Genomic DNA, 16018 nt, shown 5'->3' on the forward strand with positions numbered 1-16018 from the left:
GCGAACAGGGGCATGGCGGTCGGATGCCGCTGCACCCATTGCACAAAAGGCGGGGACGAGTGATTTCAAAGACGAAGAGTTTCAGGCGCGCCGGTGCGCTGCTCCTGGTTGGGACCGTCCTCGGGACATCGGCCACGCAATTGTGCGCCCAAACCGCACCTACACCAGCGCCTACGCCCGCGCCGCCACCTGCAGCTCCTGCGCCGGAGCGCACGATCCGCTCGATCATCGTTCACGGCAACCAGCGCCTCGAGCCCGAAACCATCCGCGCCTACGCCAACCTGACCCCGGGTCAGACCTACACCGCGAGCACGCTCGATCAGGCGCTGAAGGACCTTTACGGGACGCAGCTGTTCGCCGATGTCACGATCAGCGGCGCCGACACTGGCGACATTGTCATCGCCGTCCGCGAAAACCCGGTCATCAACCGCATCATTCTCGAGGGGAACAAGCGCCTCAAGGACGACAAGATCGTGCCTGAGATCAAGCTCGCCCCGCGGCAAATCTTCACTCGCCCCGCGGCGCGCGCCGACGTCGACCGCATCCTCGAGCTCTATCGCCGCCAGGGCCGTTTCGCGGCGCGGGTCGAGCCGAAGATCGTCCAGCTCGACCAGAACCGCGTCGACGTCGTGTTCGAAATCTACGAGGGCGACCTCGCCAAGATCCGTGCGATCAACATCCTCGGCAACACAAAATTCCCCGATGCACGACTGCGCAAGGAAATGTTCTCGAAGGCCGCCGGTGGCGTGCTCGGCTTCATGAAATCGAACGACACCTATGATCCGGATCGCCTTGCCGCCGACCAGCAGAAGCTTCGCGCTTTCTATCTGACCGAGGGCTATGCCGATTTTCGCGTGGTCTCGGCACTCGCCGAGCTGACCCCGGATCGGCGCGATTTCGTCATCACCTATGTGGTCGAAGAGGGACCGCGGTATAAGTTCGGCTCGGTCTCGGTCGACAGCGCGCTTCGCGACCTGCCCAACGACCGGGTCAAGCAAATCCTGAAGATCCAGCCGGGAACCTGGTTCAACGCCAAGGAGGTCGAGGACGCCGTCACCGACGTCAATGCGCAGGCGGGCAACCTCGGCTACGCCTTCGCCGACATCAACCCGGCCTATGACCGCGATCCCGAGAAAAAGTTGATGAACGTCACGCTCAAGATCACGGAGACGCCGCGCGTCTACGTCGAGCGGATCGACATCACCGGCAACACCTCGACCCGCGACAAGGTGATCCGCCGCGAGTTTCGCCTCAACGAAGGCGACGCGTTCAACGCACTCAAGCTCAAGCGCAGTCAGGACCGCATCCAGAGCCTCGGCTATTTCCAGGAAAAGTTGGAGATCAAACAGATCGAAGGTTCGGCGCCGGACCGCGTGGTGCTCGGCCTCGACGTCGAGGAAAAGCCGACGGGGCAGCTCTCGCTGTCGGGCGGCTATTCGAGCCTCGAGAAGTTCGTCATCCAGCTCGCGGTTTCGCAGAACAACTTCCTCGGCAAGGGCCAGTCGCTCGACGCCTCGGTGAATTACTCGGCGTATTCGAAGTCCATCGAGCTCGGCTTCGCCGATCCCTATTTCCTCGACAAGTCGATTTTGTTCGGCGGGCAGCTCTACCGCCGCGACTACCGCAGCTTCAATTTCGTCGGCAACCAGCGCAACACGACCTATTCCCAAGTCAGCACCGGCGGCGGCCTCCGCACCGGTTTCCCGCTCACGGAATACTGGACGGTCGGCACGCGCTACAATCTGGTTCAGGACAAGATCTCGCTCGACAAGAGCACGTTCTACACCGATCCAGATGGCACCGGACCCCTGGCCCCTCGCTGCGATCCGCTGAAGGCGGGCCAATATCTTTGCGACGAAGTCGGCACCCGGACGACGTCGCTTGTCGGTTATTCAACCGCCTACGACGACACCGACGGCATTCACCCGACCAGAGGCCAGCGTGCGGTCTTCAGCCAGGACATCGCGGGCCTGGGCGGCGACGTTAAGTACGGCCGGCTGCGCGCCGACGCGACCAAGTACAAGAGCTTCGGCGGCTTCATTTTGTCGGCCCATGTCGAGGGCGGCTACATCAAGGCCTTCCAGGCGGCGCCGGGGCCCAACCGCGATGCGATCCGGCTCACCGACCGCTTCTTCGGGCCTCAGCTCCGCGGCTTCGATATCCGCGGCATCGGCCCGCGGGTCCAGCGCATTCCGTATAATGCCGACGGCACGCTCGCGACCGATCAGGCGAGGATCGTCGACTCGCTCGGCGGCAAAACCTATTATGCCGGCCGGCTCGAGCTCGAGGTTCCAATCAGCTCGGCGCTGCGGAGCGCGGGACTTCGGCCGTCCGCATATGTCGATGCCGGGTCATTGTGGAACATCACGTCGCCGGCGCTGACCGACGCGCTCAGCATCTGCACCGCGAAGGCCGGAAAGACGGTGCCGACCATCATCCGCCATCCGGGCGATCCCGCTTGCTCGGCCACGGACTATGACATCGCCCCCGGGTTCAAGGAGTTCTTCCTCGGCAACTCCGCCAAGCCGCGCCTCTCGGTCGGCATCGGCGTCAACTGGGTTTCACCCTTTGGGCCGCTCCGGCTCGATCTCGCCAAAGCCCTCCTCAAGCAAAAGGGCGACGACACCAAACTCTTCCAATTCAACGTAGGGACTCAATTCTAATGAAGAAATTGCTCGTTTCCGCCGCTGTCGCGGCGGCCATCCTCACGCCCTCGGTCGCGCTGGCGCAGGCCGTCCCGGCGGCAGTCATCGCGGTCGTCGATCTCGACCGGATCACCACCGAGTGTACGGCCTGCAAGACGGCGTCCGCCGCGCTGCGCGCTCAGGTCACGTCGCTGCAGAACCGCGAAAAGTCGCTGGCGACACCGCTCCAGACCGAGCAGAAGTCGATCCAGGCGGCGATCGACGCGCTCCAGGGCAAGGAGCCCGACGCGGCTCTTCAGGCCCGCGTCAAGGCGTTCCAGGCCAGGCAGCAGCAGGGCGCTCAGGAAGTGCAGGCGCAGCAGGTCCAGATCCAGCGCAACCAGCAATTCATCCAGAAGCAGATCAGCGACAAGCTCGGGCCGATCTATCAATCGGTGATGCAGCGTCGCGGCGCCAACGTCATGCTCGAGACTGGGGCGACCCTGGCGACGACCACCTCGGTCGACGTCACCAGCGACGTCCTCGCGGCGCTGAACACGGCGATGCCATCGGTCTCGGTGACAGCGCCGGCGGCGCCCAAGCCGGCCGCGCCGCAGGGCCGCTAAGCCACCCGTGAACGACCAACCGGCCAGCGCCGCCGACACCACGCTCGATATCCGGCGAGTGATGGCGGCGCTGCCGCATCGTTATCCGATGCTGCTGATCGATCGCGTCGAATCCCTCGTCCGCGACGAGCGGATCGTCGCGGTCAAGGCGGTCTCGATCAACGAGGAGTTCTTCCAGGGCCACTTCCCGGGAAGGCCGATCATGCCCGGCGTTCTGCAGGTCGAGGCACTGGCTCAGGCGGCGGGCGTGCTTGCGATCGAAAGCCTTGGGCTCGCCGGTTCGGGCAAGCTGGTTTACTTCATGTCGATCGACGGCGTGAAGTTCCGCAAGCCAGTGGAGCCCGGCGTGTTGCTGAAGCTCGAAGTCGAGTTCATCCAGAAGCGCTCCCGCGTTTGCAAGTTCGCGGGCAAGGCGACGCTGGATGGCGAGGTTGCCACGCAGTGCGAGTTCACGGCGATGATCGCCGATCCGCCCTCGGACTGACCCGCCAGCCGTTCCCAGATCGCAATATTCTGAATGCCTCGGCGAGGACTTCGCTTGCCAGCATGTCTTCCGGCGGCAAGTCCGCGCGAATCGCGCCGTCCGCGACCAGCAAGGCGCGATCGAAGGCGGGCACGAGCTCGATGTCGTGCAAGGCGACCAGCGCAGCCGCGCCCGCCGCAACCGTCGAGCGCAGGACCTCAATCATCCGCAGCACCCAATAGGGATCGAGGTTCGACAAGGGTTCGTCGAGCAGCAGCAGGCGGGGGCGGGGTGCCAGGGTCCGTGCCAGGAGTACGCGAGTCCGCTCGCCGGTCGACAGCCGATCGACCGGCCGATCGGCCAGGCTCTCCAGCTCGAGAATGCCGATCAATTCTTCCACCCGGTGGGCATCAGGTGCCGGCAAACCGAGGGCGATGATGTCGCGGGCCAGGATCGGCCAGGCGATCTCGCGGCTAGCCGGCATGAAGCCGACGAGCCTGGGGCGCCGCGCCGGCGGGGCGGTGGCGATCGCCTCGCGATCGATCGTCGCCGATCCGGAGCTCGCCTCGATCGCGCCGAGCGCTCGCAACAGGCTGGTCTTACCGCCGCCGTTGGGGCCGATGACCGCCGTCAGCTGACCCGCTGGTACCTCGAGATCGGTCGCCTGCAGCCGTGCCGCCAGCGCTATGCCGCGGGCTTCGAAGAGCGCCGTCATGACGTCACCCTCCGCCGCATGGTGACGACGATCCATACGAACAGGGGCGTACCGGCGACCGTTGTCAGGATGCCCACGGGGATCGTCCGTCCCTCCGGCCCGAAGCGGACCGCGATGTCGGCGACGAGCAGGAGGATGCTTCCGATCAGGCCGGCGGGAACCAGCGCCTGGCCGGGATGGCCGCGGCTCAGGCGCCGCGCCGCGTACGGCGCCAGCAGGCCGACGAAACCGATCGCGCCGCACACCGATACGCAGGCCCCGATCGCAATCGAGGATAGGACAATGACCTGAAGCGCGAGCCGGCGCGGGTCGTAACCGAGCGATGCGAGGACGTCCTCGCCAAGGGCGATCAAGTCCAGGGGGCGGGAGCGCAGGGCAAGAATCGCGCAGCAGATCGCCGCAGGAATGAGAGCGATCGCGGCCTGGGGCAGGCTGCGGTCGACGAAGCTGCCCATCAGCCAGTCGAAGCTGTCGTAGAAAGCGAATGGCGAAGGAGCGAGGGCAAGCAGCAGGCTGGTCCCGGCACCCGCCGCAAGCGCGATCGCGATGCCGGCCAGAAGCATCGTTGTCGTTTCGGCCCGCCTGCCTGCAAGCAACACCATCAGCGCCAGCGCTCCAAGCGAACCGGCGGCGCCCGCTACGGCAAGCGCGAGCGGTTGCGTGGCGCCGAGCCAGTAAGCGGCGAAGACGGTGCCCAGCGCCGCGCCGCTGCTGCTCCCCGTCACGTCGGGCGAAGCGAGGGGATTGCCGAACAGCGACTGCAGCGCAGCGCCAGTCATTCCCAGCACAAAGCCATAGCCGAGCACCAGCAGCGTGCGCGGGAGACGAATTTCGAACAGCAATTGCCACGCCGTGTCGGGTGCGCTGCGCTGGAGCTCCGCGATCGGCGCGAGCGGCGTAACGAGATGCGCCAGCGCCAATGCGAACATCATCATCACCAGCAAGAGGGTCGTTCGGATCACTTCACGACTCTCCTCAAGCGTTCGATCTCGGCGATCATCAGCGGGCCCATACAGGTCCAAGCGCGTCCGTCCGTGACGATGCGCCGGGACGTTGCCTGCTGGACGATCGGATGCGACAGCCAGCGCACGCCGCCCGACATTTGACCGGATCGATAATCGCTGATTACCAATGCCTTGGGCGGTTCAGTAAGCAAGGTTTCCAAAGAAACTTTGCCGCCGACGACGGGCCGTTGGCGCAGCCCCGCCAGCCGCAGCCACTGCGCGCCGAGCGAATCCGGGGCGAGGGTGAAGCCGCCACCCGAAATCCACATCGCGTCTTCGGCCTTGGTCGGCGCGCTCTGTCGAAGGATCTCGATGCGGCGGACCCACGGGTCGGCTCGATGGACGTCCCCAAGCACAACCGCGACGCGCCGCAGGTTCGAGACAACGTCGTCGAGAGTCATTGGAAGCGCGACGTCGACCGGGTGGATACCGATGCGGCTCGCGAGATAGGCCCGCGAGCGGCCGCCGCCGCCCATGTTGAGAATGACGGCAGGGTGCTCGGCCAGAACCTGCTCAATCGTGCCGTCATTTGCTGGGAAGCGTCGTGCCTTGCGCCACAGCGCCGTTTCCCGAGGATCGCGCGAGAGGAAGCTGACGCTGGCAATTTCGCCCGGTTTCGCCAGCAACAGGAGCATTTCGTCCGTGCACAGGTTGACCGACGCAACGCGCGTTGGTGACGCGGCCGTTACAAGGGCGATGAGGAGAGCAGTTAGCATGACGCGGCCAGGTACGGCGTGAAACGGACCCACGAGCCGTCCTCGGATCGCTGAACATCGGCGGGCGCACGGAGCATGTCGGTGACCATTTCGGCCGACTCGACCAGCCGCGGCCCCGGGCGATTGAAGAAATACTGGCCGTCGGCAATGAACACACGCCCGTCGCGCACCGCGGTGAGGCTGGCCCAGCCGGCCAGCCGCGTCAACGCCCCCATCTCGGCCAGGCTCTGCTCGACTCGATATCCGCAGGGCATGACGATGATGACGCCAGGATCCTGCGCGGCTGCGTCCGCCCAATCGACATAGTGCGAATGCTGACCCGCGAGGAGCGGCATCCCACCGGCGAGCTCGATCAGCTCGGGGATCCAATTGCCGGCGATCATCAACGGATCGACCCATTCAATCGCGAGAACGCGCGAGCGCTCGTCGCCTTTCGGCAGCATCTCGAGACGTGCCTGCAGCCGACGGACGAGCTCGCGTCCGCGGTCCCCGACGCCGCTCGCGCAAGCGACCGAGGCGATATCACCCCAGACATCGTCCAATGTGTCGGGCGATAGCGACAACAGCCTGGGCGCCGTGCCCAGCCACGAACCGAGCGCTTCCTCGAGATCCGCCGGTGTCACCGCGCAGACGGCGCACTGCGACTGGGTCAGGATCACATCGGGCCGGAGACTTCGAAGCAGCTCGGCATCCACTTCGTAGACCGACAGGCCCTGGCGGACGATTTCGTGCACGCGGTCGTCGATCTGGCGCGAGGTCAGGCCCTTCTCGAGCTTGGTCGAAGTACAGACTGGAAGCCGTTGAACCCATTCGGGATAGTCGCACTCATGCGAGCGGCCGACGAGCTGCTCGCCGAGACCGAGCGCGACTACGATCTCGGTCGCGCTCGGCAGCAGCGAAACGATCCTCAGGTTTTTCACATCCGCCATCGCAGGCCTGCATAAGCCGCCCGGCCCGGCGAGACGAAGCTGAAGACCTGCTCGTAATGCTCGTCGAGGATATTCTCGACGCGGCCGAACAGCTCGAGGTGATCGCTGAGGCGGTAGTCGGCGTTCCAATTGAGCAAGAGATAGTCGTCGAGCTTGACCCTCAGTGGAGAGCCGAACGGCGGCAAGATGAAGGCGTCGTCGGCCGCCTTGCCGTTGTAGCGGGCGACGACCGTGGTCCCCCAGCGCTCCCCGGGAACTCGATAATCGACCGCGAGGCTCGCCACGTGCTTCGGCCGGCGGACTTCCTCACGACCCGCCTCGCGAGCGTGCAGGTAGGTGTAGGCCGCGTCGATTCGCCACGATGGCGTGAGACGCAGGTTGGCGAACGTCTCGACACCGCGTTGCGACGAAACTTCACTGCTGTTGGCGCCGACGAAGCCGATGCCCGGCAGGAACGCGAAGATGATCTCGTCGTGCAGCCGGTTGCTGAAATAGGTCGCTCCGATTTGTCCGCGGCCCGCTCCGAAGTCTTGCTCAATCCCCGCCTCCCAGCCCCGCGACGTCTCCGGCTTGAGATCAGGATTGCCGAGGAATTGACCGTCGACGAAGCCGAACAACTCGAAAATTCCGGGATATTTGACTCCCGATCCCGCGGCTGCGCGGAGGCGGGTCCCGCTCGCGAAGCGATAGCTGCCCTGCACCCGGTCGGTCGTGTCGTTTGCAAAGCGGCTGTTGAAGTCATGGCGGACCGCCGCGCCGAACGCTGCATTGTCGCCGAGGAGAAGTTCGTACTGGCCGACCACACCCGACGTATTGATGTGCTTCCAACCGTTGAAGGCGAAGCCGGCAGGGTCGGCATTGCGAAAGGACTCACGCTCACGATCCGCGGCCAGGGTCAGGCGGTGCTTCACGCTGCCAGTGCCGAAGCGGAACGTCGTGTCGTACGATCCCTTGAACCGACCGCCGCGATCTCCCGAGGTGCGTGCCGACGGGTCGAACGTGTCCCGCTTCACGTCCGCGAATTGCGCCGACAGCGCGTGGCTCCATCGTCCGTCGAGCAAATCGAGCTCGCCCCGAGCCAATCCATAAAGAGCGTCGTTTTTCAGATACGTGCCCGGCGAATCGATCGTCTGACCGAAGGTCGGGCTCGCCGGATCGGCCTCGGAGAGGTTGAAGTCGCTCTTGAGCCGTGAGTAGCGCAACACCCCTGTCAGACGAAAATTGGGAGCGGGGGTCGCGCCGAGCTTCGCCGACGCCGCCTCGCCGTCGGAGCCGAGCTCGCGCGAGCCATCCCTCGCATTGGGTGTGCCGCCGGTCCGGCGTCCCGTTGCCGTCAGCGCATAGTCGAAGTGCCCGCTGGCGCCGGCCGCGCGTGCGGAGGCGTTCACCGTGGCGAACGACCCGCCTTCCAGTCGCGCCGAGACGCCCGGCGCCTCGCGACCGCTTGCCGTGATGTACTGCACCACCCCGCCGATCGCATCCGAGCCGTAGATGGCGCTCTGCTGTCCGCGCAGCACTTCGACCTTGCTTGCCTCATCGGCCTGCAGGCTGCTGAAATCGAATTCCCCGAAGAACGGATCCGAGACCTCGATGCCGTCGATGAGCACCAGCACATGATTGCCCTCGGTGCCGCGAAGGCGGATCTGACTTAGTCCCGGGGTACCGGCGACCGCGACGCCCGGCACGTCGCGAAGGGCGTCCGACAGGTCGCGGACCTGGCGCCGCTCGATCGCGTCGCTGTCGATCACCGTCACCGATCCGCCGATCTGGTCCGCGGGAATGCCCTGGCCGGAGCGGTCGCCAGTGACGACGATCGTCTGGTCTGGCGGCACCTTCGCTGCAACTGCTTCCGCAGCGATCAAGATGAATGCTGAAATCATTGGTCAACCTCCTGAAACGACACGAACATGTCGTCACAAGAGGGACCTCGCCCTCCGCCCCGCGGCTGCTCCCGGCCGGGAAACGAACGACGGATCAAGGCAAGTGTCTGACTCGAAGGAGCGTGTCGCTCCGTCCTACAGTTGCGGGCACAGCGCCGGATTCAACACCGGCTTCCTTGTTAGCCGACGGTCGTAACCGCCGGACCCTGATCCTGCGCTCACGGCTGAACCGGCGCTCGAACCTTGTCAAGAACAGGCCCGTCCGCTAGGGGCGCGCGACACTTGTTGCGGCTGGTCGGAAACCAGCTGCTAACCCAAGGAAAATCAAGATGAAGTCCGAAGGCCATCCCGATTATCACATGATCACCGTCGAAATGACCGACGGGACCAAGTTCCAGACCCGTTCGACCTGGGGCAAGGAAGGCGACACTCTCCACCTCGAGATTGATCCCAAGGTCCACCCGGCGTGGACCGGCGGCAACCAGAAGCTGCTCGATGCTGGTGGCCAGGTGGCGCGCTTCAACAAGCGCTTTGGCGGACTCACCCTCGGCAAGAAGTAAGCCTTGCGGTTCTCGCCGCTGACCTCGGCTCCAGTGCTGGAGACCGAGCGTCTGATTTTGCGCGGATTCGTCGAGGACGACCTGCCGTCCCACGCAGCGATGCTCTCCGATCCCGAGGTGATGAAGCATTTCGGCGGCGCGCAGTTCGGCCGCGAGGAGTCGTTCCGCCGGCTGCTCGGCGGCGTCGGTCTGTGGCAGCTGCAAGGGACGGGGCTGCTCGGTGCCGAGCGGAAATCAGACGGCAAGCTGGTCGGTCACGTCGGATTGTTCGATTACCACCGCGAAATGGAGCCGCTGATCGAAGGCGTGCCCGAGCTCGGGTACATCTTTGCGACCGAGGTCCACGGTCAGGGCATCGCCAGGGAGGCGTGCGACGCGCTGCTCGGCTGGGCCGATGCCCAGTTGGACGCGGATGAGACGGTCGCGATCATTTCGATCGGCAACGACCCGTCGATGAAGCTTGCCGCGCGTTTGGGCTACGAGCGCGAGCCCGACGGGGTCTATCGGAACGAGCCGGTCAGCCTGTGGCGGCGCAGACGCCCGGCCTGATCACCAGCCGCCGCCACCGCCGCCACCACCGCCACCACCGGAAGACCCGCCACCGCCTGAGCCGCTCGACGAGCCTGGCGCGGTGGACGCCGAACTGATGGTGCTCGACAGGGACGACCCCACGTCGTGTGTGAACCCGGTCGGATTGTCCCATGGGCTGTTGCTTCCGGCATACCAGACGAACCCCTGATGCCCTTGAGCGGCCGCCGCGGCGAGGACGCCGGCGAAGCGTTCCGCCCAGCGGTTCTCAACGCCGAGCGCGATCGCATAGGGCAAATAGCGCTCGAAAACCTCGGGCGTGTCCCTGGGCGCGGTCATGCGATCGAGCCGCTCGGCTTCGGTGATCGAGAGATACTGCTTGAACCCGGCGATATGGTCGAGGACGGTGCGTCCCTCCGGCGTCGGCGCCGAGATCCACCAGAAAGCGGAAAGCACGAGCGGCGCGGCGAGCGCGGGAAGCGCAACCGGCAGCCACCAGCCGGTGTTCAGCGCTTCGGCAATCATCGGCGCACCGAGGGAAGCCGCGATAGCCACACCCGCCAGGCTGGCCAGCGAGAGCAGGCATTTGCCGACCGCGGAGTCGTGAAAGACCAGCCACAACAAAGCGACGGCCAAGAGACTTCCGAAGATCGCGCCCGCGGTCGAGGGGGCGACTCCGTTTGTCGCTACGACGACGGAAACGGCGCTAAGCCAAAGGCCGGCCAGGAAAAGCAGCAACCCCGCGGCAGCCCAGCCGTAGTTGCGCTTGAACAGCTTGTCTTCATATTTGACCTTCAGGACTTCCGATAAGGCATTGTTGGCAGCGGAGAAGCTCTCGTGATTTTTCTGCTCCATCATGATCTCTTCGCCCGGTCGACAAAGACAATCGAGCGCGGCCTCTTCCTCCTCTGGGAGCGGCGTCGGCGCATCGAGGCGTTCGAGCCGCGTATGCTTTCCCGAAAGCCAACCGCGGTCTTCCTCGACCATTCGAACATGGCCACGAACGCCCATGTCGACCAGCGCCGAAGCGAAACTCCGATTGTCCGCGCCCATCCGCGTCACGTACCGCATAGCGGCGGGGCTCAGATCGTCCGGCGGGGAGAAGATCGGCACGACGGTCCCGGCACGCGGATCGCGTCCGGCCCGCTGCCACGCCACGTAGCAAAATCCGCAAAGCCCAAGCAGGACGAGAAGGCCGAGTGCGGGAGGGCCGTAGTCGGCGAGCCACCAGGCGGCGCGATTTGCCGCGGCGGCTTCAGCGACGACATCCTTCGGAAAGGCCGCGGCGACGGTCAGGCCTTCGTAGGGGGCAAGGCCTTTCGTCGTCCGGAAAGCGATCTCGCCCGGACCGTCGGCGATGACTTCGGCGTTCGAGGCCGTCGATCCCTGGGATCCGGTGTACGCCGACGGCTGCGCGAAACTTGCTGATGTTGGCAGGTGAAGACGTGCTTCAGCCAGATCGATCGGGAATGGCCAACCGTTGCCCGTGGCGTTCCAATAGAGCTCGTCATAGCCCTTGAAGCGGCCGATTTGCCGCGTTGTCCGGTAGTGAAGCACGAAGCTGTGCTCGCCGACCGGGATGATCCGATCCGGATCGCCGACCTTGATCCTGACGCCGTTTCCGTAAGGCGCGCTACTGGCAGGCACCGGCGCGCCGTCGAGCGTTGCCCCATCCATGGTGAACCCAACACGAATCTGTCCGCCGCCGCGGGGATTGCGATAGCGCGTCGGAAAATCGCGAAGAATGCCGTGGTTGATCGTCACATTCTCGACGTTGACGTCGATCGTCTCGGTGACTTCGAGCGAGCTGTCCTTCTGGATTCGGACGTCGCTGAGGAAGCGCAGGATGCGCTCTTCGGCATGCGCCGACGTCGCGGCGAACAGAAGCAGCGCGGAGACGGCGCGCAGCGCGCGGAGCATGGTCAGGCCGCGGGCTGGGCGAATGAAACCTTGGGTGCGCTCTGGATGCTCGGGTCGTCGTCCTGGTAGAAAGGTTCTTCACGAAAGCCGAGCGGGCCCGCGACCACGACGGCCGGGAAGCTCTGTATGCTCGAATTCAGGTCACGGACGGTCGCGTTGTAATAGCGCCGCGCGCCCTGGAGCTCGCCTTCGATCGCGGAAAGCTGGCCCTGGAGCTGGAGGAAATTCTGGTTGGCCTTGAGGTCGGGATAGGCCTCCGCCACCGCGAACAGCCGTCCGAGAATGCCGGTCATCTGGGCATCGGCGTGCGCCGTCGCCTCGACGCTGCCGGCGTTGACGCTTGCCGCGCGCGCCTTGGTGACCTGCTCGAACACTTCGCGCTCGTGCGTCGCATAACCTTGGACCGTCTCGACGAGGTTGGGGATGAGGTCGGCGCGGCGCCGCAATTGGACGGTGATCCCGCTGAAGCCTTCCTTCACCAGCGCCCGCAGCCGGACCAGGCGATTGTACAGGCCAATCGCCATCAACAGCAGCAGGACGATGACGCCCAGCACAATCCAACCAACCATGATGAAGCCCCCTGTGATCGCCCGAAAGCGACCATAAGGCAGGACGTTGACGCGCGCTAGAAGGCGGGAATGCCGGTGATCGCGCGGCCCATGATCAGGGCGTGGACGTCGTGCGTACCTTCGTAGGTGTTGACGGTCTCCAGATTCGCCGCATGGCGCATGACGTGGAACTCGGCGCTGATGCCGTTGCCGCCGTGCATGTCGCGGGCGATCCGGGCGATATCGAGCGCCTTGCCGCAATTGTTGCGCTTGATCAGGCTGATCGTCTCGGGGATGAGCTCGCCGTCTTCGAGGCGGCGGCCAACGCGCAGCGCCGCCTGAAGCCCGAGCGAGATCTCGGTCGCCATGTTGGCGAGCTTGAGCTGCACCAGCTGGTTGGAGGCGAGTGGACGGCCGAACTGCTTGCGGTCGAGCGTATATTGGCGCGCCGCTCGGTAGCAGGCTTCCGCTGCGCCCATCGAGCCCCAGGCGATGCCGTAGCGGGCGCGGTTGAGGCAGCCGAACGGACCCTTCAGGCCCTCGACGTTGGGCAGCAGCGCATCCTCGCCGACCTCGACCCCGTCCAACACGACCTCACCGGTGATCGAGGCGCGGAGCGACAGCTTCTCCTTGATCTTGGGCGCGGACAGGCCCTTTGCGCCTTTGTCGAGCACGAAGCCGCGGATCTTGCCGTCGTGCGCCTCGGACTTCGCCCAGACCACGAACACATCGGCGATCGGCGAATTGGTGATCCACATCTTGGTGCCGGTGAGGACGTACCCACCCTGCACCTTCTGGGCGCGGGTGCGCATGCTGCCCGGGTCCGAGCCGGCGTCGGGTTCAGTCAACCCGAAGCAGCCGACCCATTCGCCGCTCGCCAGCTTCGGAAGATACTTCCGGCGCTGCTCCTCGGTGCCGTAGGCGAAGATCGGGTACATCACGAGGCTCGACTGAACCGACATCGCCGAACGGTAGCCGCTATCGACCGCCTCGACAGCGCGGGCAATCAGGCCGTAGCTGACGTAGCCGAGCCCGGCTCCGCCATAGTCGTGCGGGATGGTCGCTCCGAGCAGGCCGAGCTCGCCCATCTCGCTCAGGATCGCGCGGTCGAAATCCTCATCGAGATAAGCGCTGGTCACACGCGGCTGCAGCTTCTCCTGCGCGTAGCCCTCGGCGGTATCGCGGACGAGGCGCTCCTCGTCGCTCAGCTGATGGTTGAGATCGAACGGATCCGCCCAGTCGAACGGAAGGATGGCAGGCTCGCCCACAGTGAAATGCCCCGCGTTGTCAGAAAGTCGGGGCGCTCTTAGCGGCGCGGCGCCGTCTTCGCCACCCCGGCTAGAAGGTGCGCTTTAGGGTCAGCCCGAAATCGACGTGCTTGTTGCGCGGGCGGAACTCCGACGCCCACGGCACAGGGTTGGTCCGATTGGGCCGGAAGAATGTCCGGTGCCGCAGAGCCTTGGTATTCAACATATTGTCGACATCCAGCGTGACGGTGGTCTTGGAATTGGGACGGAACTCAATGAACGCCGACCCGTAAGCGCCGGCGTTCTTGAAATCATCGATCTCATCGGTGCGGAACAAGGTGTAATGGGCACGGTCCTGCAAGGAAGCGCCATAGCTCCACTGCCCCAGGTCCTGGCGGTAATCGACTTGCCACTGCCAGGCCGGCCAGAAATCGGTCCAGTGGCGCATCTCGTGCGTACTCGGATCTTCGACGCGCGTTTTCTGCAGCGTGCCGGTGGCGGTTAGCCGGCCACCCTTGATCCCCAGGCGGTCGAGCGGTGCGTTGACATTGATGCTTGCAAAGCGGCGCGTGCCAGTCCCGAGATTGCCCGGCGCGTCGAGACCATCGTCGTTGAGGATGCGGTCCTGGAGCTGGTTGACCTTGTCGTACCCGAGATCGAGCTTGACCAGGCCGGTCTTGAGCAGCGGGTGCTCGACCGTGAACCGATATTGCCACGTCTGCTGCGGCACGAGGTTGGCATTGCCGCCGTTGACTCGTCCCGCGGAAATATCGGCGGCACTGATGAAATCATAGAAGTTGAGCTGGGCGACGACCCGCTGCACCGCCGCGCGTGCGTGCCAGCCATTGTCATTCCAATCGAGCGCGAGGTTCGGCTTGAAGAAGCTCAGCGATCGATCGGCCTCGGCATCGCCGCGCACCTTCAGTTTCGAAGTCTCGAATCGGACGCCGCCGTCGAGATGCAGGGTCGAGGTCAGTGATCGGCCAACCGTGAGATAGCCCTCGGCGCGCTTCTCGCTGACCGTGGCATTGTCGATCGGAAGATCGACGGGCTTCTCGCTGCCATCGGCGTTGATGATCGAAAAAGTGAGGTGATTGTCGAGGTTGTTATAGGCCGCCTCGACTCCGGCATCGACGGAGAAGCCCGCGAGGTTCGACCGGGTCCAGCTCAATCGGCCAATGGTCTCGGCCTGTCTGGCTTTCTGCACCTGGCGGAAGCCGCCGAGAACCGGCGGGCCTCCGGTGTAGATGTCTTCGTAGTCGCGGCGCTTGCGCGTCGCCAACCCGACCAGCTTGATCGCACCGCCGCCGAGCGGGCGCGAAATGTCGCCGCCGACTTCGAAGCCGGGCTGATTGTACCGTTGGAACAGCTCGTCATCATGTTCGGGACCGTTCGCCGGGATCACGTGGTTGGTTTGCGGCCGGACGCCGTTCTTGTCCTCCTGGATGCGGGCGTTGAGATGGATCGTGTGATCGGCGGCCGAGCCAAGCGTCCAGTTGATCGCCGCGAACGGCTGACGGATGTAATAATGATTGACCTTGATCCGCCGCTCCGCGGTCGGGCCTTGCGCCGGAACGCGGAAATCGTCGATGCCGTTCTCGATATAGTCGGTGCGGTTGAGACCGGCGGAGAGATTGAACTCGGATGGCCCGCGATGCAGCACCACCGAGGCCGTGGCATCGGGCACAAGCAGGTGCTCGTTGGAATAGCGGCGCAGCGAGCCGGTGAAATTGCCTTCTATGCCGCGTCCGGGAGCGGCGGACAGGATGATGTTCAAAACCTGCGTCTTGCCCGCGTAATCGGCGCCATAGAGATCGCCAGGACCGACTTCGACGCGCACCACCTGCTGGGCGGGGATGCGGCTTAGCGTCTGCTGCAGGCTTTCGGACTTGCTGCTCGGCCGGGAGCCGTTGAGGACGACGTTGCCGGCGGCCCCGGCGAACCCGCGGACATTGCTGTCGCCGAGGTCGAGCGCAAAGCCCGGCACGCGCTGCGCTATGTCGAGCGCGGTGCGCGGCGCATATTGCGCAAAGAACGCCGCGTCATAGTTGGTCGTGCGCCCGCTTTGCGAAGCCGGCGCCGCTTGCGCCGCCATGGTCGGCGACGGAGCCGGCGCGGATGGCGAAGGCGCCTGAGCCGTCGCCGAGGTGGCAGTGATCAGCGCGGCGGTGGCGACCGTCGCGAGCAGCACAGCATTAGGCATTATATGGTCCCCTGGGGATGGCACCGGAGGGCACAGTTACGGGCCCGCACCGACC

The 16018-nt window shown here is 65.0% G+C and carries 14 protein-coding genes and 1 riboswitch; of the genes, 5 read left to right on the plus strand and 9 right to left on the minus strand.

Features of this window, described 5'->3' with window-relative positions; all coding sequences use genetic code 11:
• The first annotated feature begins 59 nt into the window (after positions 1 to 59).
• From bamA to fabZ, 3 genes are all read left to right on the plus strand, one after another.
• Positions 60 to 2663 carry an outer membrane protein assembly factor BamA gene (bamA, locus tag N539_RS0113180; protein ID WP_051531804.1) on the plus strand — a complete coding sequence of 868 codons (2604 nt, stop codon included), beginning with the start codon at positions 60 to 62 and terminating at the stop codon, positions 2661 to 2663.
• On the plus strand, positions 2663 to 3250 hold the full coding sequence (locus tag N539_RS0113185; RefSeq protein WP_028970644.1) for an OmpH family outer membrane protein: 588 nt from the start codon (positions 2663 to 2665) through the stop codon (positions 3248 to 3250). The genes bamA and N539_RS0113185 overlap by 1 nt, the downstream gene beginning before the upstream one ends.
• Before the next feature lie 61 nt (positions 3251 to 3311).
• The gene (gene fabZ, locus N539_RS0113190; protein WP_051531872.1) at positions 3312 to 3734 is read left to right on the plus strand and encodes a 3-hydroxyacyl-ACP dehydratase FabZ; all 423 of its coding nucleotides are present in this window, start codon (positions 3312 to 3314) and stop codon (positions 3732 to 3734) included.
• On the opposite strand, the gene N539_RS17110 is transcribed toward fabZ, so the two are convergent.
• The 5 genes from N539_RS17110 to N539_RS17115 are packed head-to-tail and all read right to left on the minus strand — an operon-like array spanning position 3700 to position 8957.
• A complete protein-coding gene (locus tag N539_RS17110) occupies positions 3700 to 4428 on the minus strand; it encodes an ATP-binding cassette domain-containing protein (RefSeq protein WP_051531805.1) in 729 nt (242 codons plus the stop codon). The genes fabZ and N539_RS17110 overlap by 35 nt on opposite strands.
• Positions 4425 to 5390, minus strand: a complete 966-nt coding sequence (locus tag N539_RS0113200; protein WP_028970646.1) for a FecCD family ABC transporter permease — start codon at positions 5388 to 5390, stop codon at positions 4425 to 4427. The genes N539_RS17110 and N539_RS0113200 overlap by 4 nt, the downstream gene beginning before the upstream one ends.
• Positions 5387 to 6148, minus strand: coding sequence for an ABC transporter substrate-binding protein (locus N539_RS0113205; protein WP_156029953.1), 762 nt, complete (start codon positions 6146 to 6148; stop codon positions 5387 to 5389). The genes N539_RS0113200 and N539_RS0113205 overlap by 4 nt, the downstream gene beginning before the upstream one ends.
• Positions 6142 to 7077, minus strand: coding sequence for a cobalamin-binding protein (locus N539_RS0113210; protein WP_037552787.1), 936 nt, complete (start codon positions 7075 to 7077; stop codon positions 6142 to 6144). The genes N539_RS0113205 and N539_RS0113210 overlap by 7 nt, the downstream gene beginning before the upstream one ends.
• Positions 7065 to 8957, minus strand: a complete 1893-nt coding sequence (locus N539_RS17115; protein ID WP_051531806.1) for a TonB-dependent receptor plug domain-containing protein — start codon at positions 8955 to 8957, stop codon at positions 7065 to 7067. The genes N539_RS0113210 and N539_RS17115 overlap by 13 nt, the downstream gene beginning before the upstream one ends.
• An 81-nt stretch (positions 8958 to 9038) precedes the next feature.
• A riboswitch (cobalamin riboswitch) is annotated at positions 9039 to 9181 on the minus strand.
• Between the two features lie 105 nt (positions 9182 to 9286).
• Between N539_RS17115 and rpmE the strand changes: the two genes are divergently transcribed.
• Together rpmE and N539_RS0113225 are read left to right on the plus strand one after the other, a co-directional pair.
• Complete coding sequence (gene rpmE / locus N539_RS0113220) at positions 9287 to 9517, plus strand: 50S ribosomal protein L31 (RefSeq protein ID WP_028970649.1); 231 nt, start codon at positions 9287 to 9289, stop codon at positions 9515 to 9517.
• A gap of 3 nt (positions 9518 to 9520) precedes the next feature.
• Positions 9521 to 10066: a GNAT family N-acetyltransferase gene (locus N539_RS0113225; RefSeq protein ID WP_081774362.1), complete on the plus strand. Its 546-nt coding sequence runs from the start codon at positions 9521 to 9523 to the stop codon at positions 10064 to 10066.
• Here the strand turns inward: N539_RS0113225 and N539_RS0113230 are convergent, their stop codons facing one another.
• The 4 genes from N539_RS0113230 to N539_RS0113245 all read right to left on the minus strand — a co-directional run bounded on the left by N539_RS0113230 (position 10067) and on the right by N539_RS0113245 (position 15963).
• Positions 10067 to 11965 carry a DUF2207 domain-containing protein gene (locus tag N539_RS0113230; RefSeq protein WP_037552788.1) on the minus strand — a complete coding sequence of 633 codons (1899 nt, stop codon included), beginning with the start codon at positions 11963 to 11965 and terminating at the stop codon, positions 10067 to 10069.
• 2 nt (positions 11966 to 11967) lie between these two features.
• A complete protein-coding gene (locus tag N539_RS0113235; RefSeq protein WP_028970652.1) occupies positions 11968 to 12534 on the minus strand; it encodes a LemA family protein in 567 nt (188 codons plus the stop codon).
• 56 nt (positions 12535 to 12590) lie between these two features.
• Positions 12591 to 13781: an acyl-CoA dehydrogenase gene (locus N539_RS0113240; RefSeq protein ID WP_028970653.1), complete on the minus strand. Its 1191-nt coding sequence runs from the start codon at positions 13779 to 13781 to the stop codon at positions 12591 to 12593.
• Between the two features lie 70 nt (positions 13782 to 13851).
• A complete protein-coding gene (locus tag N539_RS0113245; protein ID WP_156029955.1) occupies positions 13852 to 15963 on the minus strand; it encodes a TonB-dependent receptor plug domain-containing protein in 2112 nt (703 codons plus the stop codon).
• Positions 15964 to 16018 lie beyond the last annotated feature (55 nt).

The sequence above is a fragment of the Sphingomonas sp. URHD0057 genome (genome assembly GCF_000620665.1).
GTDB lineage: Bacteria > Pseudomonadota > Alphaproteobacteria > Sphingomonadales > Sphingomonadaceae > Sphingomicrobium.